The following is a 25,880-nucleotide window of genomic DNA, read 5'->3' as shown; positions in this document are numbered from 1 at the left end:
TCAGAGGCGAGGCAGCAGCAGATCTTTCAGATCGGTCAGTTTGCCGTGAAAAAAGTGGCCGCATTCTGCCACTTTCAGCAGCTCATGGGCACGCGCCTGCGCCGCGCTCCAGTCGAACACCCGCTGCGGCTCGATCACCTCGTCCTGCTCAGGCTGGATCAGGGTGATCTGCCCGTGCGACGGCAGGACGAAGTCGGCACCCAGGCGCATCACCGCCGGCGCGATCATGAACACCTTCTGCACGGCGATGCCGCGCGCCTCGAGGCGCGCCGCCAGGCTGGCCACGACGAAGCCGCCGAAGGAGAAGCCGAGCAGCGTCAGCGGCAATCCCGGATGCTGCGCCAGCAGCCAGTCGGCCGCGGCCTCGGCATCGTCCACTTCGCCCTCGCGCATGTCCGAGGCGCCGGCACTGGCGCCGACGCCGCGGTAATTGAAACGCAACGTCGTGTAGCCAGAATCGCGGGCGGAACGCTGCAGGGTGGAAACCACCTTGTTCAGCATGGTGCCGCCCTGGATCGGATTGGGATGGCAGACCAGCGCCAGGCCACGGGCCTCGGGCAGGTCGAGGTGAAGGGCTTCGAGTTGGCCGCAGGGGCCGTCGAGCAGCAAGGGGGTTTCGCGGGTGAGCAAGGGGGAACTCCGTGACCTCGTGGCGGGTCGACTCGTCTTGGTTGAACCCCGGCGGATTTCAGCGGACTGCGCGAAAAACCACCGGGCAGAGGGATCGCGAGATCCCTCGATCGCATCCGGCGTCGCGGTCATGAAAGCCGCGACGACAAGCCTGGCGACACGCATCGCGGTATACAGCCCAGGCCCGAGCCGGTAACGTAAAGCAAAGCCGTTTATAGAGGAAGGACTCGTGGAACAGACGCTTACGGCCTGGTTGCTACCGGCCCTCACCCTGCTCGCCGGCATCGCCATCGGTTTTCTGGTCGCCCGCCTGCTGCCGCACGCCGCGCCCAATCGCACGCAGCGTCAACTCGACGATCTGCAGGAACGCTTCGATACCTATCAGAGCGAAGTGGTCACCCACTTCAACACCACCGCCGGCCTGGTGAAGAAACTCACCCAAAGCTATCAGGACGTGCAGGAGCACCTGTCCGACGGCGCCAACCGTCTGGCCCTGGACGAGCTGACGCGCCAGCGCCTGCTCGCCGCGCTGCACGCCGACGAAGCCTACAGCCCGCGCGAACGCCTGACGCCGCCGGCGAGCGTCGAAGTGCCGAAGGACTATGCGCCGAAAAGCGCCGACACCGCCGGCACACTGGCCGAAGGCTACGGGCTGAAGAATCGCCACTGACGTCGCAAACTGGTTGACGAATGCCCCGCCAATGCGGGGCTTTTTGTTGGTCGCACGCGGTGAAACCGGCACCACGGAAGATCGCCTGGCGCCTGACGAGAAGCGCGGCACCCGACGCGCGCTCCAGACATGAAAAAGCCCCGCACGAGCGGGGCTTTTTTTGGCGTACGGCGTTTCAGAACCTGTCCGGCGATCCCGCAGCTTTCAACGCCGCGGGCCGCGTGCCGGGTTAGATCGCGCCGCGCTGGCGAAGCAACTCCAGCACCTGCCTGACACCCTCTTCCAGCGAAACCTGTTCGGTATCGATGACCAGATCGGCATCCTGCGGCTCGTCGTAGGCGAAGGAATCGCCCGGGATGTTGCCCTGCCCGGCGGCGTACAACCCTTGCGGATCGCGCGCGCGGCAGGCTTCCAGGGACGCCTTGACGTGCACGGTGATCAGCCGCTGCGCGCCGATGAGGGTCTTCGCCTGCTCGCGCCCTTCGGCGTCCGGGGCGACGAACGCGGCCAGCGTCAGCAGGCCGGCCTCGTTGAACTGGCGTGCCACGTGGGCGGCACGGCGCCAGTTCTCGGTGCGCCCGGAACGGTCCTGCGGCAGGCCCTTGTTCAGGTCGTGGCGCAGGTTCTGGCCGTCCAGCACGTAGACCGCGCGACCTGAATCGAACAGCTTGCGCTCGACCGCGTAGGCCAGGGTGCTCTTGCCCGCGCCGGAAAGGCCGCTGAACAGCACGGTGGCCGGCTGCTGGCCGAAACGTGCGGCGCGCTCCTCGGTGGACACGTGCGCCAGCGCGCCGTGATGACCGCCAGCGCCGCTACCGAGCGGCTGCGCGACGATCATGCCGGCGCCGACAGTGCCGTTGGTGAGCCGGTCGATGACGATGAAGGCGCCGGTGGTGCGGTTTTGCGCGTAGCCGTCGAGGGCGATGGAGGCATCCAGGGCGATGCGCACCTTACCGATCTCGTTGAGCGCCAGGGTGCTCGCCGGCACTTCCTGCAGTTCGTTGATATCGATCTTGTGGGCGAGGCTGGCAATCGAGCCCGGTACGTAGCTGGTGGCGCGCTTGATGTCGTATTTCTTGCCCGGCAGCATCGGCTCTTCGGCCATCCACACCAGCATGGCGTCGAAGCTGTCGACCACTTGGGGACGATTGTCAGCGTGCACCAGCATGTCGCCGCGCGACACGTCGATCTCGTCTTCCAGGGTCAGGGTGATCGCCTGGCCAGGCCCGGCCTGCTCCAGTTCGCCCTCGTAGGTGACGATGGACTTAACCCGGCTGCCCTTGCCCGACGGCAGCACGACGACGTCGTCACCCTTGTGCACCACGCCGCTGGCCAGGGTGCCGGCGAAGCCGCGGAAGTTCAGGTTCGGCCGGTTGACGTACTGCACCGGGAAGCGCATGTCGTCGAAATTGCGGTCGCCGGCGATCTCTACGGTCTCGAGGATTTCCATCAGCGACTTGCCGGTGTACCAGGGCGAGCGCTCGCTGCGGTTGACCACGTTGTCGCCCTTGAGCGCCGACATCGGCACGAACTCGAGGGTGGTCGGCTTGAGCTGGATGTGCTCGGCGAACGCCAGGTAATCGGCCTTGATCTGCTCGAACACCGACTGGTCGAAACCGTTGATGTCCATCTTGTTGATCGCCACGACGATGTGACGGATACCCAGCAGGGAGGCGATGAAGCTATGGCGCTTGGTCTGCGTCTGCACGCCGTAGCGCGCATCGATGAGGATGATCGCCAGGTCGCAGGTGGACGCACCGGTGGCCATGTTGCGGGTGTACTGCTCATGGCCGGGGGTATCGGCGATGATGAACTTGCGCTTGGCGGTGGAGAAATAGCGGTAGGCGACATCGATGGTGATGCCCTGCTCGCGCTCGGCCTGCAGACCGTCGACCAGCAGCGCCAGGTCGATGTCGTCACCAGTGGTGCCGACCTTCTTGGAGTCGCGGGTGATGGCTTCCAGATGGTCCTCATAGATCATCTTGGAGTCGTGCAGCAGGCGCCCGATCAGGGTGCTCTTGCCGTCGTCGACGTTGCCGCAGGTGAGGAAGCGCAGCAGCTCCTTGCGTTCGTGCTGGGCCAGGTAGGCGAGGATGTCCTCGCTGATCAGCTCGGATTGGTGCGACATATCAAAAGTACCCCTGACGTTTTTTCTCTTCCATGGAGCCCGCGCCGTCGTGATCGATCACGCGGCCCTGGCGTTCGGAAGTCCGGGTCAGGAGCATTTCCTGGATGATGTCGGTGAGGCTGGTCGCCTCGGACTCCACCGCGCCGGTCAGCGGGTAGCAGCCGAGGGTGCGGAAACGCACCATCTTCTTGGTGATACGGGCTTTCTCTTCGTCGGAAAGGTGCTCGAGGATGCGATCGTCGTCGATCATGATCAGCGTGCCGTTCTTCTCGATGACGTCGCGCTCGGCCGCGAAATACAGCGGCACGATCGGGATCTGTTCCAGATAGATGTACTGCCAGATATCCAGCTCGGTCCAGTTGGAGAGCGGGAACACGCGGATCGACTCGCCCTTCTTCACCTTTCCGTTGTAGACGTTCCACAGCTCGGGACGCTGGTTCTTCGGGTCCCAGCGATGCTTGCTGTCGCGGAAGGAATACACGCGCTCTTTCGCGCGGGACTTCTCTTCGTCGCGCCGCGCGCCACCGAAGGCGGCATCGAAACCGTATTTGTCGAGCGCCTGCTTCAGCCCTTCGGTCTTCATGACGTCGGTGTGCTTGGCACTGCCGTGGGTGAAGGGGTTGATGTTCTGCGCCACGCCGTCAGGGTTGATGTGGGTGATCAGATCGAGGCCCATCTCGGCGACCATCTTGTCGCGGAATCGGTACATCTCCTGGAATTTCCAGCGCGTATCGACGTGCATGACCGGGAACGGCAGCTTGCCGGGGAAGAAGGCCTTGCGCGCCAGGTGCAGCATCACGGCGGAATCCTTGCCGATGGAATACAGCATCACCGGGTTGTCGAACTCGGCGGCGACCTCGCGAATGATGTGGATGCTCTCGGCTTCCAGCTGCTTCAGATGCGTCAGTTTGTCGACCATGGCTACTCACGGATAGGGGTACATACGGCCAGCGGGCCGTGGACGAGCGCGCACTCTAGCACAGCGCCTTCTTCTATTCAGGGAGCCATCTAGATCGAAACGATCTAGCGTTATGCCCTCGGAAACGCCTGCTCAGATCGGGTTGGGGCAATCGATGAACAGGTGTTCGAGGGCGAATCGGCGCGCCAGATAATCGCCGAGCGCCTGCACGCCGTAGCGCTCCGTGGCGTGGTGGCCGGCGGCGATGAAGCTAACGCCATTCTCCCGCGCGCTGTGGAAGGTCTGCTCCGACGCCTCGCCGGTGAGGTACAGGTCGACGCCGGCGGCGATCGCCTGATCGATGTAGCCCTGCGCCCCGCCCGTGCACCAGGCGACCCGCTGGATCGGCGTATCGCCCTCGATCAGCAGCGGTTCGCGCAGCAGAACGTTCTGCACGCGCCGGGCGAAATCCCGCGCCGCCATGGGTTCGGCGAGCGACCCCACCAGCGCCACGTTGCGCGGATTGTCCGGCTCCAGCGGGCCCTCGACGATCAGGTCGAGCTGGCGCGCCAGCTGCACGTTGTTGCCGACCTCGGCATGCACGTCCAGCGGCAGGTGATAGGCCAGCAGGCTCATGTCGTGGGCCAGCAGGGTCTTCAGGCGGCGGCGCTTCATGCCGACCACGCAGGGATCTTCGCTCTTCCAGAAGTAACCGTGATGGACCAGCACCACGTCCGCCTCGACCTCGGCCGCGGCGTCCAGCAGGGCCTGGCTCGCGGTCACGCCGCTGACGATCCGCTGCACCTGCGGTCGCCCTTCGACCTGCAGGCCATTGGGGCAGTAATCCTGGATGCGTGCGGCATTCAGGTAACGGTCGGCCTCTTCGACCAGGGCACTCAGGGCGACGGCCATGGGCTTCTCCACTCAAGGGGTCGGGACCAGAAGCCGGCCCGGAGGCAGACTTCGGCAAGGGCTGTCCATACTACGGAAAAGCGCGGCAGCAGGTGAAACCGCTGCCCCTCGTTTTTACCAGGACAGCCCTTATAATGCCGCCACTTCGGGCGCCGCGCGGGGACCGATCCGCGCCGCACCGCTGCCAGTACGACCCGCGACGCCGATACGGCGCGCTCCATTTCCCGACGAGACTTTCCTGCGATGCTCAAGGCTCTGCGCTTCTTCGCCTGGCCCCTGGTGGTGGGTTTGCTGCTGGCGATGCTGATCATTCAGCGCTATCCCGAATGGGTCGGCATGCCCAGCCACGAGGTCAACCTGCAGCAGGCGCCGATCTCGATCCTGCCGCAGCGGCAGGGCCCGGTGTCCTACGCCAGCGCGGTGGTCGCCGCGGCGCCGGCGGTGGCCAACCTGTACACCACCAAGGTGATCAACAAGGCCAGCAACCCATTGCTCGATGACCCGCTGTTCCGCCGTTTCTTCGGTGACAACATGCCCCGCCAGCGGCGCATGGAATCGAGCCTCGGCTCCGCGGTGATCATGAGCCACGAAGGCTACCTGCTGACCAACAACCACGTTACCGCCGGCGCCGACCAGATCATCGTGGCCCTCAAGGACGGCCGCGACGCCCTCGCCCGGGTGGTCGGCAGCGACCCGGAAACCGATCTCGCGGTACTCAAGATCGACCTGCCGAAGCTGCCCGCGATCACCCTCGGCCGCTCCGACGACATCGCCGTCGGCGACGTCGTACTGGCCATCGGCAACCCCTTCGGCGTCGGCCAGACGGTGACCATGGGCATCATCAGCGCCACCGGCCGCTACCAGGACCAGAAGCTGAACACCTACGCCGACTTCATCCAGACCGACGCCGCGATCAACCCCGGCAACTCCGGCGGGGCGCTAGTCGACGTGCAGGGCAATCTGATCGGCATCAACACCGCGATCTTCTCCAACAGCACCAGCGGCGGCTCGCTGGGCATCGGCTTCGCCATCCCGGTGAAGCTGGCTCAGGAAGTGATGGAGGCGATCATCGAGCACGGCCAGGTGATCCGCGGCTGGCTGGGGATCGAGGTGCAGCAGTTGACGCCCGAACTGGCGACCTCGTTCAAGCTGGACAGCGGCGTGCTGGTGGCTGGCGTCTATAACGGAGGCCCCGCGCAGAAGGCCGGCCTGCAACCCGGCGACGTAATCGTCAGCATCGACGGCGTGACCGCGCGGGACGGTCGCGCGGCGATGAACCAGGTCGCCCGCGTGCACCCCGGCGAGAACGTCACCATCGACGTGCTGCGCAACGGCAAGCCGCTGAGTTTCAAGGCTCCGGTCGGCGTGCGCCCGCCCCCGGCGCCCCCTGCCCCGGCCGCGACGCCGAACAAGAAGTAGGCCCGCCGCAACGAAAAAGGCCGGGACGCACGACGCGCCCCGGCCTTTTCTTACCCGTGCTTCGCTCAGGCCTGCGGCAGGCCCAGCCCGGACAGCGCCTCGATCAACGCCGCGTTCTGCTCCGGCGTACCGATGCTGATGCGCAGGAACTGGGCGATGCGCGGCGCCGTGAAGTGTCGCACGATGACGCCCTGCTCGCGCACCCCGGCCGCCAGCTGCGCCGCATCGCGCTGCGGATGCCGGGCGAAGACGAAGTTCGCCGCCGACGGCAACACCTCGAACCCCAGCCCCTTCAGCTCGCCCACCAGCTTCTCGCGGCTGTCGATCACCGCCGCGCAGGTCTGCTCGAAATACGCCCGGTCCTCGAACGCCGCCGCCGCGCCGGCGATGGCGATGCGATCCAGCGGGTAGGAGTTGAAGCTGTTCTTGACGCGTTCCAGCGCTTCGATCAGCTGCGGGTGACCGATCGCCAGGCCGACGCGCAACCCGGCCAGCGAGCGCGACTTCGACAAGGTCTGGCAGACCAGCAGGTTCGGGTAGCGATCCACCAGGCTCACCGCGCTGACACCGCCGAAGTCGATGTACGCCTCGTCGACCAGCACCACCGAGTCGGGGTTGGCGCCGAGCAGTCGCTCGATGGCGTCGAGACCGAGCAGGCAGCCGGTCGGCGCGTTCGGGTTGGGGAAGACGATGCCGCCGTTGGGTTGCGCGTAATCCTCGATGCGGATCTGGAAGGCGTCATCCAGCGGTACGGTGCGGTAATCGATGCCGTAGAGGCCGCAATAGACCGGATAGAAGCTGTAGCTGATGTCCGGGAACAGCAGCGGCTGGTCGTGCTGGAACAGCCCGTAGAACGCGTGGGCCAGGACCTCGTCGGAACCGTTGCCGACGAAGACCTGCTCCGCGCGCACGCCATGGAACGCGGCAACCGCCTGCTTGAGGCGCTCGCCGTTCGGGTCCGGGTACAGGCGCAGGGCGTCGCCCAGCTCGGCCTGCATGGCGGCGATCGCTTTCGGCGACGGGCCATAGGGGTTCTCGTTGGTGTTCAGCTTGACCAGTTTGGTCAGCTTCGGCTGCTCGCCCGGCACGTAGGGCACCAGGTTCTTGACGAAGGGGCTCCAGAATTTGCTCATCTGCCCTTCTCTCCTCGAATACGTTGCATTAGGGGTGACGGGTATCGCTTCGCTCGATGCACGAAGCTACGATCCCATAGGGTGCGCCGTGCGCACCGGAACACTCACAAGGTGCGCACGGCGCACCCTACTCACTTGATCCGGTACTCGGCACTACGCGCGTGAGCGGTCAGAGACTCGCCGCGAGCGAGCACAGAGGCCACCTTGCCCAGCTCGGAGGCACCGGCGGCCGAGCAGTGGATGATCGACGAGCGCTTCTGGAAGTCGTACACGCCCAGCGGCGAGGAGAACCGCGCGGTGCCGGAGGTCGGCAGCACGTGGTTCGGCCCGGCGCAGTAGTCGCCCAGCGCTTCGGCGGTGTAACGCCCCATGAAGATCGCTCCGGCGTGGCGGATCTGCGGCAGCCACTGCTCCGGCTCGGCCACCGACAGCTCGAGGTGCTCGGGCGCGATACGGTTGGCGACTTCAATGGCCTGGGCCGTGTCGGCGACGTGGATCAGTGCGCCGCGGCCTTCGATGGAGGCGCGGATGATCGCCTCGCGCTCCATCGTCGGCAGCAGCCGGGCGATGCTTTCGGCGACGCGATCGAGGAAGGCGGCGTCCGCGCTGACCAGGATCGACTGCGCGTCCTCGTCGTGCTCGGCCTGGGAGAATAGGTCCATGGCGATCCAGTCCGGATCGGTCTTGCCGTCGCAGACGACGAGGATTTCCGAGGGACCGGCGATCATGTCGATGCCGACCTTGCCGAACACGTGGCGCTTGGCGGTGGCGACGTAGATGTTGCCCGGCCCGACGATCTTGTCCACTGGCGGCACGCTCTGCGTGCCGTAGGCCAGCGCGGCGACGGCCTGGGCGCCGCCGATGGTGAACACCCGGTCGACACCGGAAATGGCGGCGGCGGCGAGGACGATCTCGTTGATCTCGCCGCGTGGCGTCGGCACCACCATCACCACCTCCGGCACCCCGGCCACCTTGGCGGGAATCGCATTCATCAGCACCGACGACGGATACGAGGCCTTGCCGCCCGGCACGTAGAGCCCGGCGCGGTCCAGCGGCGTGACCTTCTGCCCGAGCACCGTGCCGTCGGCCTCGGTGTACGTCCAGGAGTCCTGTTTCTGTTTCTCGTGGTAGCTGCGCACCCGCTCCGCGGCCTTCTCCAGCGCCTCGCGCTGTGCCGGGGTGATGCGCTGCAGCGCCAGCTCCAGGCGCTCGCGGGGCAGGATCAGGTCGGCCATGCTGGCGACGTCGAGGCCGTCGAACTGGCGGGTGTAGTCGACCAGCGCCGCGTCGCCGCGCTCGCGCACGGCGCGGATGATGTCCAGCACGCGCTGGTTGACGCCCTCGTCGGACACGCTCTCCCAGCTCAGCAGATGATCCAGATGCGTGGCGAAATCCGGATCGGTGGCGTCGAGTCGGCGGATGGCGATGGGAGCGGTCATGGCGAGCCTCTTGATTGGCGATTCGATGAGCTGTCGGGATCATCGCGCACGCAGAGGAGGCGGGGCAAAAGCGGCACGGAGCGGTTCATGAAGCCACCCCGGATACGCTTTCGACACGGCCCGATCGGCGCGGCGGATCGTGGACAGGTCTCAGGCGCCGCTAGACTACCAAGCCGTCCGCGCGGGCACCTGAGAATATGGCTATGACGCGGATAGGCGGATGCGGCCGGGCCGCACGGTGGTCAGTGATGGTGTCGTTCGACGGCCGCGCGCAGGGTGTCGATCAGCGCCTGGATGCGCGCATGCTGCATCTTCATCGAAGCCTTGTTGACGATCAGCCGGGAGCTGATGGTGGCGATCAGCTCCTGCGCTTCGAGGCCGTTGGCCTTCAGAGTGTTGCCGGTGTCGACCACGTCGATGATCTTGTCGGCCAGGCCCACCAGCGGCGCCAGCTCCATCGAACCGTAGAGCTTGATGATGTCGACCTGGCGACCCTGCTCGGCGTAGTAGCGCTTGGCGACGTTGACGAACTTGGTCGCCACGCGCAGCCGGCCCTTGGGCATCGGCGCGCCGATGGCGCCGGCGGTCATCAGCTTGCACTTGGCGATGCGCAGATCGAGCGGCTCGTAGAGGCCCTGCCCGCCGTACTCCATCAGCACGTCCTTGCCGGCTACGCCGAGGTCGGCGGCACCGTGCTCGACGTAGGTCGGCACGTCGGTGGCGCGAACGATCAGCAGGCGCACGTCATCCTGAGTGGTGGGGATGATCAGCTTGCGGCTCTTGTCCGGATTCTCGGTCGGCACGATGCCGGCCTCGGCCAGCAGCGGCAGGGTGTCGTCGAGAATGCGTCCCTTGGACAGCGCGATGGTGAGCATTGCGGTTCCTTACTAGCCCGGCACGCGACGGATCTTCGCGCCCAGCAACTGCAGTTTTTCCTCGATGCACTCGTAGCCACGGTCGATGTGGTAGATGCGGTCGATCAGCGTGTCGCCCTCGGCCACCAGGCCGGCGATCACCAGACTGGCGGAGGCGCGCAGGTCGGTGGCCATGACGGGAGCGCCCTTAAGCTTCGGCACGCCGGTGACGATGGCGGTGTTGCCTTCGACGAGGATTTGCGCGCCCATGCGGTTCATCTCGTAGACGTGCATGAAGCGGTTCTCGAACACCGTCTCGATCACCGCGCCAGTGCCTTCGGCGATGGCGTTGAGGGAGATGAACTGCGCCTGCATGTCGGTCGGGAACGCCGGGTACGGCGCGGTACGGATGTTCACTGCCTTCGGCCGATTGCCCTTCATGTCGAGGGCGATCCAGTTGTCGCCGGTATCGATCGAAGCGCCGGCTTCCTGGAGTTTGAGCAGCACGGCTTCGAGGATGGTCGGATCGGTGTCCTTGAGCTTCACCCGGCCACCGGTGGCGGCGGCAGCGGCGAGGTAGGTGCCGGTCTCGATGCGGTCGGGCATCACGCTGTAGCGTCCGCCGCCGAGGCGCTTGACGCCGTCGATGACGATGGTGTCGGTGCCGGCACCGCTGATCTGCGCGCCCATGGCGATCAGGAAGTTGGCCAGGTCAACCACTTCGGGCTCGCGCGCGGCGTTTTCCAGCACGCTGCGGCCGTTGGCCAGGGCCGCGGCCATCATGATGTTCTCGGTGCCGGTCACGCTGACCGTATCGAAGAAGAACTTGGCGCCGCGCAGGCCGCCCGCCGGCGCGCGAGCCTTGATGTAGCCGCCTTCGACATCGATCTGCGCGCCCATCGCCTCGAGACCGCGAATGTGCAGGTCGACCGGACGCGAACCGATCGCGCAACCGCCAGGCAGCGCCACTTCGGCCTCGCCGAAACGGGCGACCATCGGGCCGAGCACGAGGATCGAGGCACGCATGGTCTTGACCAGCTCGTAGGGCGCGACCAGCGTCTTGATGCTGCTGGCATCGACTTCGACGCTGAGCTTCTCGTCGATCACCGGCTCCACGCCCATGCGGCCGAACAGCTCGATCATGGTGGTGATGTCGTGCAGGTGCGGCAGGTTGCACACGGTGACCGGGGTGTCGGCCAGCAGGGTCGCGGCGAGGATCGGCAGCGCCGAGTTCTTCGCCCCGGAGATGCGGATTTCACCCTTCAGGGGAATGCCGCCGGTAATGATCAGTTTGTCCATGGGAATCTCGTCGCCAGCAGGCTCGCGGGCCGCGTTGGATGAATCGGGCGCCGCGGCGAAGGGGTGCGCGGCTGCCTGGTGAATGGGGTGTCGAGGTGAACGGCGCGCCTCAGCCGCGCTCAGCCCAAGCGCTCTGGCTGTAGAACTTCATGGTCACCGCATGGATGCTGCCGTCGGCGATCCAGGGATTGAGATGGCTGTAGACCTGCTGCTGGCGCTTGACCGGGCCGAGCGCGGCCAACTCGTCGCTGATCAGGTTCAACTGGAAATTGCAGCCTTCGCCTTCGACTTCCACCACGGCTCCCGGCAGTTTCTCTTCCAGGAATTGTTTCACTTGTGTGGCCTGCATGTTGAACCTCGATCGACGCACGAATACTTGACGGCAGAGCCTGGGCTCGCGGGCCGGCAATGATACAAAAAAAGCCTTGCGCCTGCGAATCCGCAGATCGGACGCGGTCAGGCTTCCAGCGGCAGAACCTCGAGCACCTCGCTCACCTGCGCGATCTGCCGCATGTCGCAGGGCAGATTGCGCACCACCAGCGACTTGCCGGCCTGCCTGGCATCGCGCATGAACGACAGCAGCAGGGAAACGCCGACGCTGCTGGATTTCTCCACGTCGGCGCAGTCGATGACCAGACGATTGACGCTGCTCGCCGCGATCAGCTCGCGACCGGCTTCGCGCAAGGCCGGCCCCGAGCCGTAGTCGATCACGCCGACCAGGGCCAGTTCACCCGGCGCATCCTCGCGAATGCTGGCAAGGCTGACGTCGCTCATTGCGCGGCCGCCGCCTTCTTGCCGGCGTCGGTTTCCTTGGCCTTCTCGACCACCTGGGCCCAGCCGTCGATGGTCTTGTCCAGGTCGTTGCCGTTCTTCTGCATGGCGTCGGCGAACTGGTCGCGGAACAGCTTGCCGATGTTGATGCCGTTGATGATCACGTTGCGCAGCATCCACTGATCGTTCAGCTTCACCAGGGTGTAGGAAATCGGGTAGACGGTGCCCTTGCTGTCGGTGACGTTCATGCCGACCGTAGCGCGCTCGCCGTCTTCCTTGGCGGACTGCACCCTGATGTCCTGGTTGTCGTACTCGAGCAGCGCGTTGCCGTAGAACTGCATCAGGCTGCGCTTGAAGTTTTCCTCGAAGCGGCTGATCTGCTCGGGCGACGCTTTGCGCGAGTACTTCACGGTCATGATGCTGCGCGAAATGCCCTGGGAGTCGACCACCGGCCCAAGGATGTCGTTGAGCGCCTTGTAGAAGGCTTCGCGGTCGGTGCTGTACTGCTGCTTGTTGGCCTGCAGGTCGGAAAGCAGCTCGTCCACGGTCTTTTGCACGACCTGCTGCGCAGAGGGCGCGGCGTTGGCGAAGAGCGGCAGAGCGGCAAGCAGGATCAGCAGGCCGTGGCGCAAGGCAGTCATCATGGTGCACATCCTCATTTGGCTTCTTTATTCACCGAATTCATCAGGAACTTGCCGATGAGGTCTTCCAGCACCAGCGACGATTGCGTGTCGCGAATGGTACCGCCCTCCTTCAGCACTTCCTCCTCGCCGCCGACGCTGATGCCGATGTATTTCTCGCCCAGCAGGCCAGCCGTGAGGATCGACGCGGTCGAATCGGTCGGCAGGTTGTTCACCGACTCGTCTATCGCCATGGTCACGCGACCGGTGTAGGTATCGCGGTCCAGGTCGATAGCGGTGATCTTGCCGATGTTGACACCGGCCATGGTCACCTTCGCCCTTACGGTAAGACCCGCAATGTTGTCGAAGTGCGCATACAGCGTGTAGGTATTGGTATCCGCCGTCGGCGACAGACCGCTGACGCGCAGGGCGAGCAGCAGCAGTGCCAGCAGCCCGGCCAGAAGAAACAGGCCGACACCAATTTCGAGGGTGCGGATTTGCATCAGAAATCTCCAAACATCAAAGCGGTCAGAATAAAGTCCAGCCCGAGCACGGCCAGAGAGGCGTAGACCACGGTTCGGGTCGTCGCGCGGCCGATTCCTTCGGAGGTCGGCTCGCAGTCGTAGCCCTGGAACACGGCGATCCAGGTCACCACGAAGGCGAAAACGACGCTCTTGATCACCCCGTTGAGCACGTCCGAGGTGAAGGTGACGCTGCCCTGCATGTTCGACCAGAAGGAGCCTTCGTAGACTCCCAACCAGTCCACGGCGACCATCGCCCCGCCCCAGATGCCGACCACGCTGAAGATCATCGCCAGCAGCGGCATGGAAATGAAACCGGCCCACAGGCGCGGCGCGATGATGTACTTGAGCGGATCGACACCGATCATTTCCAGGCTGGAAAGCTGCTCGGTGGACTTCATGTTGCCGATCTCGGCCGTCAGGGCCGACCCGGCGCGGCCGGCGAACAGCAATGCGGTGACCACCGGGCCGAGCTCGCGCAGCAGGGTCAGCGCGACCATCTGGCCGACCGCCTGGTCCGAGCCGTACTTGCTGAGGATGTTGTAGCCCTGCAGCGCCAGAACCATGCCGATGAACATGCCGGAGACCACGATGATCGCCAGCGACATCACGCCGACCGAATACAGCTGGCGAACCAGAAGCTGCATGCCGCCGCCCAGCTCGCTACGCCCAAAAAGGGCACGCGACAGGAACAGCGTGGAACGCCCCAATGCGGCGAGCGTGTCGATGCCGGCCTTGCCGAGCAGACGCACCCGTTCGAGGAAAGACTTCTTGCGCATCAGCGCCCCCCCAGGAGTTCGTCGCGGAAGTCCGCCGCCGGGTAGTGGAACGGCACCGGACCGTCCGGAGTGCCTTTCATGAACTGGCGGATGCGCGGGTTATCCGACTCGCGCAGGGACTGCGGCGTACCGTGGCCAAGGACCTGGGAATCGCCCACCACATAGATATAGTCGGCGATGCTGGCGGTTTCGGCGAGGTCATGGGAAACCACGATGCTGGTGATGCCGAGGGCATCGTTGAGCAGCCGGATCAGGCGCACCAGGACGCCCATGGCGATCGGATCCTGGCCTACGAAGGGCTCGTCGTACATGAGGATCTGCGGGTCCAGCGCGATGGCCCGGGCCAGCGCGACGCGGCGCTTCATGCCGCCGGAGAGTTCGTCGGGCATCAGCTCGACGGCACCGCGCAGGCCGACCGCCTGCAGCTTCATCAGGACGATGTCACGGATCATTTCTTCGGGCAGCTTGGTGTGAACGCGCAGCGGAAACGCGACGTTCTCGAACACGTCGAGGTCGGTGAACAGCGCGCCGCTCTGGAACAGGACGCCCATCTGCTTGCGCATGTCGAACAGTTCGTGGCGCGACAGGCACGGCAGGTTGTACCCGTTGACCCACACCTCGCCACTGGAAGGCTTCAGCTGGGCGGCGATGAGCCGAAGAAGGGTGGTCTTGCCACTGCCAGACGGACCCATGATCCCGGTGACCTTGCCACGCGGGATGCGGATGTCGACATTGTTCATGATGCTACGCGTGCCGCGCATGAAGGTGACGCCCTTCAGCTCGACCGCATAACCGTTATCGCCGCTCATTGATACTCCTTGCCACACAGCCTATGCAGCAGACGCCGTGCGCTCTAGGGAGGGCACAGGCGTTTTGCGGCCAGCCGGTTTGGGCGCGCACTATAGCACCGCCGCGACAGCGCCCAAAGGCGGCGACGCATGCGGTTGCATGTTTTGCCTGCGTGCCACGGGCGAAGGCAGGTGAGCGTCAACGGCCTTTGCCGGTATAATCGTTCCCTTTTGATCGAACCGTCGCCGCCCATGACTCCATCGAACGACCTGATCCAATCGGCCCAACGCACGATCCGCCTGGAAATCGAAGCGATCGAGGGCCTGCTGCCCCGCCTAGACGGCGAGTTCACCCGAGCCTGCGAGTTGATCCTCGCCAGCAAGGGTCGCGTGGTGGTGCTCGGCATGGGCAAGTCCGGCCACATTGGCCGCAAGATCGCCGCCACCCTGGCGAGCACCGGCACCACATCGTTCTTCGTCCACCCCGCCGAGGCCAGCCATGGCGACATGGGAATGATCACCGGCGATGACGTGGTGCTGGCGCTGTCGAACTCCGGCACCGCCGCCGAAATCGTCACCTTGCTGCCGCTGATCAAGCGCCTCGGGATCAAGCTGATCGGTATGACCGGCAATCCGCAATCGCTGCTCGCGCTCGCCTCCGACGTGCACCTGGACGCCGGCGTCGACAAGGAAGCCTGCCCGCTGAGCCTGGCGCCAACCTCCTCCACCACCGCCGCGCTGGTCCTCGGCGATGCGCTGGCAATCGCCTTGATGGAAGCGCGCGGCTTCACCGCCGAACAATTCGCCTTCTCCCATCCCGGCGGCGCGCTGGGCCGGCGACTGCTGCTCAAGGTCGAGAACGTGATGCACAGCGGCGCGGCGCTGCCGCAGGTGGCCAAGGGCACGTCGCTGCGCCAGGCGCTGCTGGAAATGAGCCAGAAGGGACTGGGCATGACGGCGGTGACCGATACGGAGGGTCACCTCGCCGGAATCTTCACCGACGGCGACCTGCGCCGCGCGCTGGACCGTGACCTGGACATTCGCCAGGCGCTGATCGACGAGGTCATGACCGTGCATGGCAAGACCGCGCGCCCCGACATGCTCGCCGCCGAGGCGCTTAAGATCATGGAAGACAACAAGATCAGCGCGCTGGTGGTGGTCGACGAGGCCGACAAGCCGATTGGCGCGTTCAACCTGGGCGATCTGCTGCGCGCGGGGGTGATGTGATGGGCGATGCCGACCTGCTGCAACGCGCCCGAGCGATCAAGCTGGCGATCTTCGATGTCGATGGCGTGCTCACCGACGGCAAGCTGTACTTCCTCACCGATGGCAGCGAATTCAAGACGTTCAACACGCTGGACGGCCACGGCATCAAGATGCTGATCGGCTCCGGCGTGAGTACCGCAATCATCAGCGGACGCAAGACGCCGGTGGTCGAGCGCCGCGCGCAGAACCTGGGCATCCAGCACCTTTATCAGGGTCGCGAAGACAAACTGGTGGTGCTCGACGAACTGCTCGGCCAACTCGGCCTGGACTACGCGCAGGTTGCCTACCTAGGTGACGACCTCCCCGACCTGCCGGTGATTCGCCGGGTGGGTCTGGGCATGGCGGTGGCCAGCGCCGACAGCTTCGTTCGCCAGCATGCCCACGGCGTCACCCGCGCCCGCGGTGGCGAAGGGGCGGCGCGCGAATTCTGCGAGTTCATCATGGCCGCCCAGGGCACGCTCGACGCCGCCCAGTCGGCCTACCTCTGAGGTCCTGCGATGCTCCGTAAACTGCGCACCTTCGGCCCCCTGGCCCTATTCGCCGCACTGCTCGTGGCGCTCGGCTACTGGAACATCCGCCCGGAGACCTTCCTCGACCGGCCAGGTGCCAAGGTCGACGAGGCCGAGATCGATTTCTACGCGGACAACGCCCGCACCCTGCAGTACCAGCCCGACGGCAAGTTGCAGTACGAGATGACCGCGACCAAGCTGGAACACGTCAAGGCCAGTGACATCACCTTGGTCAGCGCGCCGGACCTGATGCTCTATCGCGGCACGGACCTGCCCTGGCATGTACGCAGCGACCGCGCGGAAGTCGCGTCCGGCGGCACCCAGGCCGAGCTGATCGACGCCGTTCGCGTCGAGCGAACCGACGTCAAGGGCCGCCCGACGGTCCTCACCACCAGCCGCCTGACCGTATTCCCCAAGCAGCAATATGCGCAGACCGAGCAAGCCGTTAGAATCGACGCCGCCAACGGGGTGACCACGGCAAATGGAATGAAAGCGTATCTGAATGACAACAGGATGACCCTGAAGTCCAACGTAAGAGGCCAGTATGAGGCTCGTTAACAGTTTCTCCCTCCGTGCTCTTCCCCTGTTGATCAGCCTGGGCGGCGCGCTAGGAAGCGCAGGCGCATGGGCCCTCCCCTCCGACCGCGACCAGCCGATCCGCGTCCAGGCGGACAGCGCCGAGCTCGACGACAAGCAGGGCGTCGCCGTGTACCGCGGCGGCGTGGTGATCACCCAGGGCACCCTGAAGATCACCGGCGATACGGTCACCATCACCCAGGACAAGAACGGCGACATCAAGGTCTTCACCTCGGTCGGCCGGCCCGCCTACTACGAGCAGAAGCCGGCGCCCGACAAGCCGCTGGTCAAGGCCTATGGCCTGACCATCCAGTACTTCGCCGACAACGAACGTATCGTCCTGATCGACCAGGCCAAGGTCGTGCAGCAGGGCAATACCTTCCAGGGCGAGAAGATCGTCTATGACACCCAGCGGCAGATCGTGAATGCCGGTCGCGCGACCGGCAACAACGTCACCGCGCCGCGTCCGCGGGTGGACATGGTGATCCAGCCGAAGAAAAAAGAGCAGCAGGGGCAACCCCAGTAATGGCCACACTGAAAGCCCAACACCTGGCGAAGAGCTACAAGGGGCGCCAGGTCGTCCGTGACGTCAGCCTGTCGATCGAAAGCGGCCAGGTGGTCGGCCTGCTCGGCCCCAACGGCGCCGGCAAGACCACCTGCTTCTACATGATCGTAGGCCTGGTGCAGGCCGATCAGGGCCGCGTGCTGATCGATGATCAGGACGTCAGCCATCAGCCTATGCACGGCCGCGCCCGCGCCGGCATCGGCTATCTGCCGCAGGAAGCCTCGATCTTTCGCAAGCTCAGCGTCGCCGACAACATCATGGCGATCCTCGAGACCCGCAAGGACCTCGACGGCGCCGGCCGGCGCAACGCGCTGGAAGACCTGCTGCAGGAGTTTCATATCAGCCACATCCGCGACAACCGCGGCATGAGCCTGTCCGGTGGCGAGCGTCGCCGCGTCGAGATCGCCCGCGCCCTGGCGACCTCGCCGAAGTTCATTCTCCTCGATGAGCCCTTCGCCGGCGTCGACCCGATCTCCGTGGGCGACATCAAGCAGATCATCCATCACCTGAAGAACAAGGGCATCGGCGTCCTGATCACCGATCACAACGTCCGCGAGACCCTCGACATCTGCGAGACCGCCTACATCGTCAATGACGGCCGGCTAATCGCCGAAGGCGACGCCGAAACGATCCTGGCCAACCAGATCGTCAAAGAGGTGTATCTGGGCCACGAGTTTCGTCTGTAGCGAAGGCTTTTCGCTACGGAAAGGTTCCCCATCTCTGGAAAATCATTCTAAAATCGGGCATATAATTTGCTTCCGGCAGCGCTCCGGCGCTCAGCAGTGCACAGGCGTTAGACGCCGGTAATCAAGGTCTGCCATGAAACCATCGCTCGTTCTCAAGATGGGCCAGCAGCTGACGATGACTCCTCAGCTGCAACAGGCCATTCGCTTGCTCCAACTGTCCACCCTGGACCTGCAACAGGAAATCCAGGAGGCACTGGAGTCCAACCCGATGCTCGAGCGTCAGGAGGAAGGCGAGGACTTCGACAACACCGACCCTCTTGCCGACGGCGATGCCCTGCCCAATCCCGGCACCCAGGAAGTGGCATTCCAGGAGTCCACCGTACCCACCGTGGAGAACCTCGAAGAGGGCGACTGGCACGACAGCGAACGCATCCCCAGCGAACTCCCCGTCGACACCGCTTGGGAAGACGTCTACCAGACCAGCGCCAGCAGCCTGCCGAGCAATGACGACGATGAGTGGGATTTCACCTCGCGCACGTCCAGCGGCGAGAGCCTGCAGAGCCACCTGCTCTGGCAACTCAATCTGGCGCCGATGTCGGACACCGACCGGCTGATCGCCGTGACGCTGATCGACTGCATCAACGACCAGGGTTACCTGGAAGAATCCCTGGCGGACATCACCGAAGGCTTCGATCCGGAGCTCGACATCGAGCTCGACGAAGTCGAGGCCGTTCTGCACCGCATCCAGCAGTTCGAGCCGGCCGGCATCGCCGCCCGCGACCTCAGTGAATGCCTGCTCCTGCAACTGCGCCAGCTACCGCCGAAGACCCCGTGGCTGAGCGAGGCGCAACGCCTGGTCGGCGACTACCTGGAGCTGCTTGGCAGCCGCGACTACAGCCAGCTGATGCGGCGCATGAAGCTCAAGGAAGACGAGCTTCGGCAGATCATCGAACTGATCCAGAGCCTCAACCCGCGGCCCGGCTCGCAGATCGAAGCCAGCGAACCCGAATACGTAGTGCCCGACGTCATCGTGCGCAAGCACAACGAGCGCTGGCTGGTCGAGCTGAACCAGGAAGCGGTGCCGCGCCTGCGGGTCAACCCCCACTACGCCGGCTTCGTTCGCCGCGCCGACTCCAGTGCCGACAACACCTTCATGCGCAATCAGCTGCAGGAAGCGCGCTGGTTCATCAAGAGCCTGCAGAGCCGCAACGAAACGCTGATGAAGGTCGCGACACAGATCGTCGAACACCAGCGCGGCTTCCTTGAGTACGGCGAGGAAGCGATGAAGCCGCTGGTTCTGCACGACATCGCCGAAGCCGTGGGCATGCACGAATCGACGATTTCCCGCGTCACCACGCAGAAGTTCATGCACACCCCGCGTGGCATCTACGAGCTGAAATACTTTTTCTCCAGCCACGTCAGCACCTCGGAAGGGGGCGAATGCTCGTCCACCGCGATCCGCGCGATCATCAAGAAACTGGTCGCCGCGGAAAACGCGAAAAAGCCGTTGAGCGACAGCAAGATCGCTGGTTTACTGGAAGCACAGGGCATTCAGGTGGCACGTCGCACAGTCGCCAAGTACCGCGAATCGCTGGGCATAGCGCCGTCGAGCGAACGCAAGCGACTGATGTAGTCAGCCCCGTAACGAAGGCACCCGCCTTCCCCTGCTCCGGATAGCCGGAGAGCGGCAAAAGAGCCTCAAACGCCAGATTTTCGGTGGCAGGCCCGTCAGCCTGTCTCTTCTAAGCGGCAACAAGGAGAAGCGGTATGCAAGTCAACATCAGTGGCCATCAACTGGATGTGACCGACGCCCTACGCGACTATATCGAGGAGAAATTCAGTCGCCTTGAGCGACACTTCGACAAGATCACCAACGTCCAGGTGATCATGGAAGTCGAAAAGCTGAAACAGAAAATCGAAGCCACCCTGCGCATCGCCGGGGGCGAAGTGGTCGCCAATGCGGAGCATGACGACATGTACGCGGCCATCGACTTGCTGGTCGACAAACTGGATCGCCAGCTGATCAAGCACAAGGAAAAGCAACTGAACCGCCAGCAAGGTGCTGCGGCTCGCTGACCCTCCCCTATGATCCGACTTGAAAATATCCTGACCCCCGGTCGCGCCCTCGTCGGCGTGCCGGGCGGCAGCAAGAAACGTATACTCGAGCAGATCGCCCAACTGATCGCCCGCGAGTTACCGACCCTGGAAACCCAGGACATCTTCGAAAGCCTGGTTGCCCGCGAAAAGCTCGGTTCCACCGGCTTCGGCAACGGTATCGCCATCCCCCACTGCCGCCTCGCCGGCTGCGAATCGCCGATCAGCGCGATCATGCACCTGGAAACGGCGGTAGACTTCGACGCCATCGACGGTGCACCGGTGGACCTGCTGTTCGTCCTGCTGGTGCCGCAGGCGGCCACCGATGAACACCTCGAATTGCTCCGCCAGATAGCCAGCATGCTCGACCGTGCCGAGGTGCGCGAGCGCCTGCGTGCGGCGGATAGCAGCGAGGCCCTGTATCAGGTCGTGGTGGACGTACAGAGCGGGCACTAAGGCCAACCTATGCGTCTGATCATCGTCAGCGGCAGATCCGGATCGGGCAAGAGCACCGCGCTCGACGTGCTGGAAGACAGCGGCTTCTATTGCATCGACAACCTCCCAGCCGGCCTGCTGCCAGAGCTCGCCGAGCGGGCGCTGATCCACACCGAACTCGCCCAGCCGCTGGTCGCCGTGTCCATCGATGCGCGTAACCTGCCGAGCCACCTGCAGCGCTTTCCCGAGCTGCTCGCCGAAGTCCGCGCCCGGCACATCCAGTCCGACGTGCTGTTCCTCGACGCGGAGCCGGAGACGCTGCTCAAGCGCTTTTCCGAGACCCGTCGGCGCCATCCGCTGACCAGCGCCACCCGCTCGCTGGCCGAAGCCATCGACGATGAAAGCCAGCTGCTCGGCCCGATCGCCGACCTCGCCGACCTGAAGATCGACACCACCCACCTCAACCTGTACCAGCTGCGCGACACCATCAAGTTGCGCCTGCTGAACAAGCCCGAACCCGGCACGGCCTTTCTCATCGAATCCTTCGGCTTCAAGCGCGGGATGCCGGTGGATGCCGACCTGGTGTTCGACGTGCGCTGCCTGCCCAATCCCTACTGGAAACCGGAGCTGCGCGAACATTCGGGCCTGGAGCAACCGGTGATCGACTACCTTTCGGCGCAGCCGGACGTGCAGGAGATGTATCAGGACATCAGTACCTATCTGCAAAAATGGCTGCCGCGCTTCGCCGCCAGCAACCGCGCCTATGTCACCGTCGCCATCGGCTGCACCGGCGGGCACCATCGCTCGGTCTACCTTGCGGAACGCCTCGGCGCCGCCCTCAAAGAACAATTGAAGAACGTCCAGGTTCGCCACCGCGACCTTCATTAAGGAACCCGCGATGCCTGCGTGTGAAATCACCATCATCAACAAACTCGGCCTGCATGCACGCGCCGCCGCCAAGTTCGTCGGCGTTGCCGGCCGCTTTCCCTGCGCCGTTCGCGTGGGGCGTGGGCCGGAAAGCCTGGTCGATGGCAAGAGCATCATGGCGGTCATGATGCTGGCCGCCGGGATGGGCACTGCAATCCACCTGCATACCGAGGGCGAGCAGTGCGACGAGGCGCTGGACGCGCTGGTCGAACTGATCAACAACCGCTTCGACGAAGGCGAGTGAGGCGCCGGCTCAGGCCAGCGCCGTATCCAGCACCCTCATCAGGCAGAACCCCAGCACCAGGCAGATGCTCGCCTCGACTTCGAAGTCATTCCGATGCGATTCGGGAATCATCTCGTGAGCGACGGCGAACAGCATCGCCCCCGCCGCCATCGCCAGCCCCCAGGGCAATAGCAGCGTCGAAACGCCCACCAGCCAGGCACAGATCACCGCGAACAGCGGCTCGACCGGCCCGCAAGCCGCACCGATCAGCAGCGCCCGCCCTCTTCCCATCCCAACCCACCAGCACCAGCACCAGCACCAGCGAGATGATCAGCCTTCCGGCAGATCCTGCAGCGCGATGCCCCACGCCAGGCAGTCCGCTCCGGCCGGTCTCGCGCCGGCCGAAACGCCCGCCGCCGTGCCATCGAGGATGTGCAGGGACAACGGCGATGACGAACAGCAGCACCTGCGGCGACAGCGGCCAACGACCGAGCGCGTCCGCTTCCAGGTTCGGCTGCGGCGGCAGGTGACCCAGGCCGAACAAACGCGCGGATACCGATGATCACTTGCAGGGCTTTTGAGGACGAACGGAAACGGTCGCCTGCGCGAAAGGAGCCGGCGATCGCAAAGAAGGGAGTGGTGCTACACGTGGCTGTCGTGCTGACAGCCGGGGAAGCAAGGAGCGCGACGGAGGCTCAGGCGAGCCCCATCTCCTTGGCTTCCTGCTCGCGCTTGAGTTGCTCGTCGAGCCAGGCAACGAGGTTTTCCGGCTGCTGCAGCTGCTTGATGTCCTCGCCCAGGTACACGTTGTCTTCCTCGAGGAAAGCGCTCTGCTGGCGCGACAGCCGCCGCACGATCTTCGGGTTCACCGCCTGCTGCGGATCCAGGTCGAAGCAGTCGCGGAACAACTGCTCCTCGTTTGCCACCTCGTCGCGCACTTCCTCCAACTGATCGGTGAGCACGCGGTTGAAGTGCTTGAGCTTCTCGTCGGCCAAGTCGGCGAGGTTGCTCGGCCGGATCTGCTCGATCTCCAGCTGCAATTGCAGCAGGCTCAGCAGGTTGCTGCGCTCGTAGGCCTGGTTGACCTGCTGCATCAACGCCGTCTTGCGCTCGCGTTCGGCGCTGTCGGTCTCGCGGTCCGGATGCAGGCTGCTGGCGAGCTGCCGGTAGACCTCGCGCACGCTGCGACTGGCCTGACGCCGCGCCTCTTCGTCATGCCGCCCACGCAGCAGCCGCGGGCGCTCCGCCGTGGGCGGCGGCTCTGCGCTCGACAGCCCACGCGACTCGCCCCCTTCTCCGCCCTCCACGGCACCGGCGGAATCCACCGTTTCACCCGCCAATGCGTCCTGCAGGGCCTGCGCCTGCTGCACCAGGGTGTCGAAATCCAGGCGGCTGTGGCGCTCGACCAGCCCGCGCAGGATGTCGTCCTTCTCGCCGCTCTCGATCAGCGGAAGCACCGAATCGAGAATGATCTCGTCGACCAGCTGACGGTGCGCGGCGCTCAGCTCCACGCCGGTGGAAGCCCGATCGAGTGCCTCGGCGAGTTGTCGGTTGAGCGCCCAGTGCGCGTCCAGCAGCGGCAGGTAGGTCTCGCCGAAGAAGCGCTCGTAGTCGTCGATCACGCCCTGCCAGGCCTCCAGACGCTCGCGTTCGCCTTCGAGCGTTTCCACCAGGCCGTTGAACTTGCGCTGGGTCCCGGATATCGCCTGCCCCGGCGCCGGCTTGGCGCGCAGCAGTGTTTTTTTCTTCGCCATGTCAGCTACCCGCCACCGTCATCTTCTCGATCAGCACCGAGCCGGTGCGGATATTGCTGCGCAGTTCGAGGTCACTGCCGACGGCGACGATCTGGCGGAACATGTCGCGCAGGTTGCCGGCGATGGTGACTTCCTGCACCGGGAACTGGATCTCGCCGTTCTCCACCCAGTAACCGCCGGCGCCGCGCGAATAGTCGCCGGTCACCAGGTTGAGCCCCTGGCCCATCAGTTCGGTGACCAGCAGCCCGCGGTCCATGCGCTTGAGCAGGGCCTTCTGGTCTTCCTCGCCGTGGGTGACGAACAGGTTGTGCACGCCTCCGGCGTTCGCCGTGCTCGGAATACCAAGCTTGCGCCCGGAATAGGTGCCAAGCACGTAGGAGACCAGCTCGCCATTGGCCACGAAAGGCTTGGCGTAGGTCGCCAGGCCGTCGCCGTCGAAAGAGGCGCTGGCCATGGCGCGGGGAATGTGCGGACGCTCGTCGAGCGTCAGCCACTCGGGGAACAGCCGCTCGCCCAGCGCGCCTTCGAGAAACGAGGATTTGCGGTAGAGGTTGCCGCCGGACACCGCGGCGAGGAAATGACTGAACAGCCCGGTCGCCAGCTCGGCGGCGAACAGCACCGGCACTTCGCAGGTCGGCACCGGGCGCGCACCAAGGCGGCTCACCGCGCGCTCGGCGGCGCGACGGCCGATGTAGGCCGGCGCGCCGAGCAGTTCGCCCTGGCGGTTGACGTCGTACCAATAGTCGCGCTGCATCTGCCCGTCGGCCTCGGCGATCATCACGCAGCTGAGACTGTGGCGGGTGCTGGCGTAACCGCCGACGAAACCGTGGCTGTTGCCGTAGACGCGGCAGCCCTGGTGGGTGCTGACGCTGGTTCCATCGGCGTTGCGAATCCGCGTATCGGTATCGAAGGCGTGCCCCTCGCAGTCCAGTGCCAGCTCGATGGCGCGCTCCGGGGTGATCGCCCAGGGATGGTAGAGGTCGAGCTCGGGCAGCTCGCGGGCCATCAGCGCGGCGTCGGCGAGGCCGGCGGCCTCGTCCTCGGAGGCATGCCGGGCGATCGCCAGGGCCGCCGCGACGGTTTCCTGGATCGCCGCGTCGCCACTTGCCGAGGTGCTCGCCGAACCCTTGCGCTGTCCCAGGTAGAGGGTGATGCCGAAGCCTTCGTCGCGGTTGAACTCGACGGTTTCGACCTCGCGCTGACGCACCGAGGTGGACAGCCCCTGCTCCACCGACACCGACACCTCGCTGGCGGTGGCGCCCTGGCGCCGGGCTTCGGCGATGATGCGTTCGACCTTCGCCTGCAATTCCGGCAGGGCCTGCGGCCCGACGATGTCTGTAGAACTCATGGCGACTCCTCAATCTGTTCGTTGGCAGCGCCGCAAGGACGGGCTGCGAGCTCCCGCCGTGGGGCTGCTGTTATCATGGCGGCGTTTTCCACTGGATCGCCCCCATGTCTGAATCTATCGACGATGCCTTCTCCGAGGAGAAGAGCAAAACCCAGGTAAAGCGCGAGCTGCATGCGTTGCAGGAGCTCGGTCAGCGTCTGACCCAGTTCAAGCCCGACGTGCTCGAACGCATGCCGCTGTCCGATGCCCTGCGCCGGGCGCTGGCCGAAGCGCCGAAGCACACCGCCAACGTCGCCCGCAAACGCCACGTCCAGTTCATCGGCAAGCTGATGCGCGATCAGGACGTCGAGGCGATTCTCGCCCTGGTCGACCAGCTCGACTCCTCCACCCGCCAGTACAACGAGCGTTTTCACGCCCTGGAGCGCTGGCGCGACCGGCTGATCGGCGGCGACGACACCACGCTGGAAAACTTCGTTGCCGAATACCCGGAAACCGACCGCCAGCACCTGCGCAGCCTGGTCCGTCATGCCCAGCACGAGGCGGCCCACAACAAACCGCCGTCCGCGGCGCGGAAGGTCTTCAAGTACATCCGCGAACTCGACGAAACCCTGCGCGGGCTTCGTTGATCCGCCGCTC

29 protein-coding genes and 1 pseudogene are annotated in these 25,880 nt (G+C 65.0%); 13 read left to right on the top strand and 17 right to left on the bottom strand.

The features are described from left to right. Positions 1-630: an alpha/beta hydrolase gene (locus B2X67_RS01315; RefSeq protein ID WP_286784370.1), complete on the bottom strand. Its 630-nt coding sequence runs from the start codon at positions 628-630 to the stop codon at positions 1-3. Positions 631-859: 229 nt separating this feature from the next. On the opposite strand from B2X67_RS01315, the gene B2X67_RS01310 reads away from it, so the two are divergent. Next, complete coding sequence (locus B2X67_RS01310) at positions 860-1,300, top strand: YhcB family protein (protein ID WP_090226492.1); 441 nt, start codon at positions 860-862, stop codon at positions 1,298-1,300. A gap of 229 nt (positions 1,301-1,529) precedes the next feature. Here the strand turns inward: B2X67_RS01310 and cysN are convergent, their stop codons facing one another. From cysN to B2X67_RS01295, 3 genes are all read right to left on the bottom strand, one after another. Further along, positions 1,530-3,428, bottom strand: a complete 1,899-nt coding sequence (gene cysN, locus B2X67_RS01305; protein ID WP_286784369.1) for a sulfate adenylyltransferase subunit CysN — start codon at positions 3,426-3,428, stop codon at positions 1,530-1,532. Between the two features lies 1 nt (position 3,429). Then, positions 3,430-4,347, bottom strand: a complete 918-nt coding sequence (gene cysD / locus B2X67_RS01300) for a sulfate adenylyltransferase subunit CysD (protein ID WP_282341973.1) — start codon at positions 4,345-4,347, stop codon at positions 3,430-3,432. Positions 4,348-4,479: 132 nt separating this feature from the next. Continuing rightward, positions 4,480-5,238 (bottom strand): Nif3-like dinuclear metal center hexameric protein, encoded by a 759-nt coding sequence (locus B2X67_RS01295; RefSeq protein ID WP_282341975.1) that lies wholly within the window; start codon positions 5,236-5,238, stop codon positions 4,480-4,482. 243 nt (positions 5,239-5,481) lie between these two features. On the opposite strand from B2X67_RS01295, the gene algW reads away from it, so the two are divergent. Then, positions 5,482-6,657, top strand: a complete 1,176-nt coding sequence (algW, locus tag B2X67_RS01290; RefSeq protein ID WP_273232564.1) for a Do family serine endopeptidase AlgW — start codon at positions 5,482-5,484, stop codon at positions 6,655-6,657. Positions 6,658-6,722: 65 nt separating this feature from the next. On the opposite strand, the gene hisC is transcribed toward algW, so the two are convergent. From hisC to B2X67_RS01240, 10 genes are all read right to left on the bottom strand, one after another. Then, positions 6,723-7,790: a histidinol-phosphate transaminase gene (gene hisC, locus B2X67_RS01285; RefSeq protein WP_286784368.1), complete on the bottom strand. Its 1,068-nt coding sequence runs from the start codon at positions 7,788-7,790 to the stop codon at positions 6,723-6,725. A 131-nt stretch (positions 7,791-7,921) separates the two neighbouring features. Then, a complete protein-coding gene (gene hisD / locus B2X67_RS01280; RefSeq protein WP_286784367.1) occupies positions 7,922-9,229 on the bottom strand; it encodes a histidinol dehydrogenase in 1,308 nt (435 codons plus the stop codon). A gap of 242 nt (positions 9,230-9,471) precedes the next feature. Then, positions 9,472-10,104 carry an ATP phosphoribosyltransferase gene (gene hisG / locus B2X67_RS01275; RefSeq protein ID WP_090226474.1) on the bottom strand — a complete coding sequence of 211 codons (633 nt, stop codon included), beginning with the start codon at positions 10,102-10,104 and terminating at the stop codon, positions 9,472-9,474. Positions 10,105-10,116: 12 nt separating this feature from the next. Continuing rightward, complete coding sequence (gene murA / locus B2X67_RS01270; RefSeq protein ID WP_090226472.1) at positions 10,117-11,382, bottom strand: UDP-N-acetylglucosamine 1-carboxyvinyltransferase; 1,266 nt, start codon at positions 11,380-11,382, stop codon at positions 10,117-10,119. A 109-nt stretch (positions 11,383-11,491) separates the two neighbouring features. After that, on the bottom strand, positions 11,492-11,731 hold the full coding sequence (locus B2X67_RS01265; protein WP_282344290.1) for a BolA family protein: 240 nt from the start codon (positions 11,729-11,731) through the stop codon (positions 11,492-11,494). 107 nt (positions 11,732-11,838) lie between these two features. Then, a complete protein-coding gene (locus B2X67_RS01260) occupies positions 11,839-12,156 on the bottom strand; it encodes an STAS domain-containing protein (RefSeq protein WP_273232551.1) in 318 nt (105 codons plus the stop codon). Then, entirely contained in the window at positions 12,153-12,797 is a 645-nt protein-coding gene (locus tag B2X67_RS01255) for an MlaC/ttg2D family ABC transporter substrate-binding protein (protein ID WP_286784366.1), read from the bottom strand. Before B2X67_RS01255 ends, B2X67_RS01260 begins: the two co-directional genes overlap by 4 nt. 11 nt (positions 12,798-12,808) lie before the next feature. Next, entirely contained in the window at positions 12,809-13,276 is a 468-nt protein-coding gene (gene mlaD, locus B2X67_RS01250) for an outer membrane lipid asymmetry maintenance protein MlaD (RefSeq protein ID WP_090226465.1), read from the bottom strand. Next, positions 13,276-14,073, bottom strand: coding sequence for a lipid asymmetry maintenance ABC transporter permease subunit MlaE (gene mlaE, locus B2X67_RS01245; protein ID WP_282344296.1), 798 nt, complete (start codon positions 14,071-14,073; stop codon positions 13,276-13,278). The genes mlaD and mlaE overlap by 1 nt, the downstream gene beginning before the upstream one ends. Beyond that, positions 14,073-14,882, bottom strand: coding sequence for an ATP-binding cassette domain-containing protein (locus tag B2X67_RS01240; protein ID WP_090226460.1), 810 nt, complete (start codon positions 14,880-14,882; stop codon positions 14,073-14,075). The genes mlaE and B2X67_RS01240 overlap by 1 nt, the downstream gene beginning before the upstream one ends. A gap of 231 nt (positions 14,883-15,113) precedes the next feature. Here B2X67_RS01240 and B2X67_RS01235 point away from each other — a divergent pair, with 231 nt between their 5' ends. From B2X67_RS01235 to B2X67_RS01190, 10 genes are all read left to right on the top strand, one after another. Then, the gene (locus B2X67_RS01235; RefSeq protein ID WP_282344298.1) at positions 15,114-16,088 is read left to right on the top strand and encodes a KpsF/GutQ family sugar-phosphate isomerase; all 975 of its coding nucleotides are present in this window, start codon (positions 15,114-15,116) and stop codon (positions 16,086-16,088) included. Then, complete coding sequence (locus B2X67_RS01230) at positions 16,088-16,615, top strand: KdsC family phosphatase (protein WP_282344299.1); 528 nt, start codon at positions 16,088-16,090, stop codon at positions 16,613-16,615. Before B2X67_RS01235 ends, B2X67_RS01230 begins: the two co-directional genes overlap by 1 nt. A gap of 9 nt (positions 16,616-16,624) precedes the next feature. Continuing rightward, the gene (gene lptC / locus B2X67_RS01225; RefSeq protein WP_286784365.1) at positions 16,625-17,194 is read left to right on the top strand and encodes an LPS export ABC transporter periplasmic protein LptC; all 570 of its coding nucleotides are present in this window, start codon (positions 16,625-16,627) and stop codon (positions 17,192-17,194) included. After that, positions 17,181-17,738 carry a lipopolysaccharide transport periplasmic protein LptA gene (gene lptA, locus B2X67_RS01220; protein ID WP_282344302.1) on the top strand — a complete coding sequence of 186 codons (558 nt, stop codon included), beginning with the start codon at positions 17,181-17,183 and terminating at the stop codon, positions 17,736-17,738. The genes lptC and lptA overlap by 14 nt, the downstream gene beginning before the upstream one ends. Further along, positions 17,738-18,463 carry an LPS export ABC transporter ATP-binding protein gene (lptB, locus tag B2X67_RS01215; protein WP_282344304.1) on the top strand — a complete coding sequence of 242 codons (726 nt, stop codon included), beginning with the start codon at positions 17,738-17,740 and terminating at the stop codon, positions 18,461-18,463. Before lptA ends, lptB begins: the two co-directional genes overlap by 1 nt. A 133-nt stretch (positions 18,464-18,596) precedes the next feature. Further along, positions 18,597-20,096 carry an RNA polymerase factor sigma-54 gene (locus B2X67_RS01210; protein ID WP_273232531.1) on the top strand — a complete coding sequence of 500 codons (1,500 nt, stop codon included), beginning with the start codon at positions 18,597-18,599 and terminating at the stop codon, positions 20,094-20,096. 134 nt (positions 20,097-20,230) lie between these two features. Beyond that, positions 20,231-20,539 (top strand): ribosome hibernation-promoting factor, HPF/YfiA family, encoded by a 309-nt coding sequence (gene hpf / locus B2X67_RS01205; protein ID WP_090226441.1) that lies wholly within the window; start codon positions 20,231-20,233, stop codon positions 20,537-20,539. A 9-nt stretch (positions 20,540-20,548) separates the two neighbouring features. Beyond that, entirely contained in the window at positions 20,549-21,013 is a 465-nt protein-coding gene (gene ptsN, locus B2X67_RS01200) for a PTS IIA-like nitrogen regulatory protein PtsN (protein WP_286784364.1), read from the top strand. Between the two features lie 9 nt (positions 21,014-21,022). Beyond that, positions 21,023-21,880 (top strand): RNase adapter RapZ, encoded by an 858-nt coding sequence (rapZ, locus tag B2X67_RS01195; protein WP_282344312.1) that lies wholly within the window; start codon positions 21,023-21,025, stop codon positions 21,878-21,880. A 10-nt stretch (positions 21,881-21,890) separates the two neighbouring features. After that, the gene (locus tag B2X67_RS01190; protein WP_273232525.1) at positions 21,891-22,163 is read left to right on the top strand and encodes an HPr family phosphocarrier protein; all 273 of its coding nucleotides are present in this window, start codon (positions 21,891-21,893) and stop codon (positions 22,161-22,163) included. A gap of 9 nt (positions 22,164-22,172) precedes the next feature. On the opposite strand, the pseudogene B2X67_RS20775 reads toward B2X67_RS01190, so the two are convergent. The 3 genes and pseudogenes from B2X67_RS20775 to pmbA all read right to left on the bottom strand — a co-directional run. Then, positions 22,173-22,605, bottom strand: a pseudogene (locus B2X67_RS20775) (ZIP family metal transporter); the annotation flags it as partial. A gap of 232 nt (positions 22,606-22,837) precedes the next feature. Further along, a complete protein-coding gene (locus B2X67_RS01180) occupies positions 22,838-23,896 on the bottom strand; it encodes a J domain-containing protein (RefSeq protein WP_286784362.1) in 1,059 nt (352 codons plus the stop codon). Between the two features lies 1 nt (position 23,897). After that, positions 23,898-25,244: a metalloprotease PmbA gene (gene pmbA / locus B2X67_RS01175; RefSeq protein ID WP_286784361.1), complete on the bottom strand. Its 1,347-nt coding sequence runs from the start codon at positions 25,242-25,244 to the stop codon at positions 23,898-23,900. A 104-nt stretch (positions 25,245-25,348) separates the two neighbouring features. Here pmbA and yjgA point away from each other — a divergent pair, with 104 nt between their 5' ends. Beyond that, the gene (gene yjgA, locus B2X67_RS01170; protein WP_286784360.1) at positions 25,349-25,870 is read left to right on the top strand and encodes a ribosome biogenesis factor YjgA; all 522 of its coding nucleotides are present in this window, start codon (positions 25,349-25,351) and stop codon (positions 25,868-25,870) included. Positions 25,871-25,880 lie beyond the last annotated feature (10 nt).

This window comes from Pseudomonas sp. UBA3153, from assembly GCF_002364635.1.
Taxonomy (GTDB): domain Bacteria; phylum Pseudomonadota; class Gammaproteobacteria; order Pseudomonadales; family Pseudomonadaceae; genus Pseudomonas_O; species Pseudomonas_O kuykendallii.
Note: the sequence above shows the minus strand (reverse complement) of the source record. Positions and strands in the feature narration are given on the sequence as shown.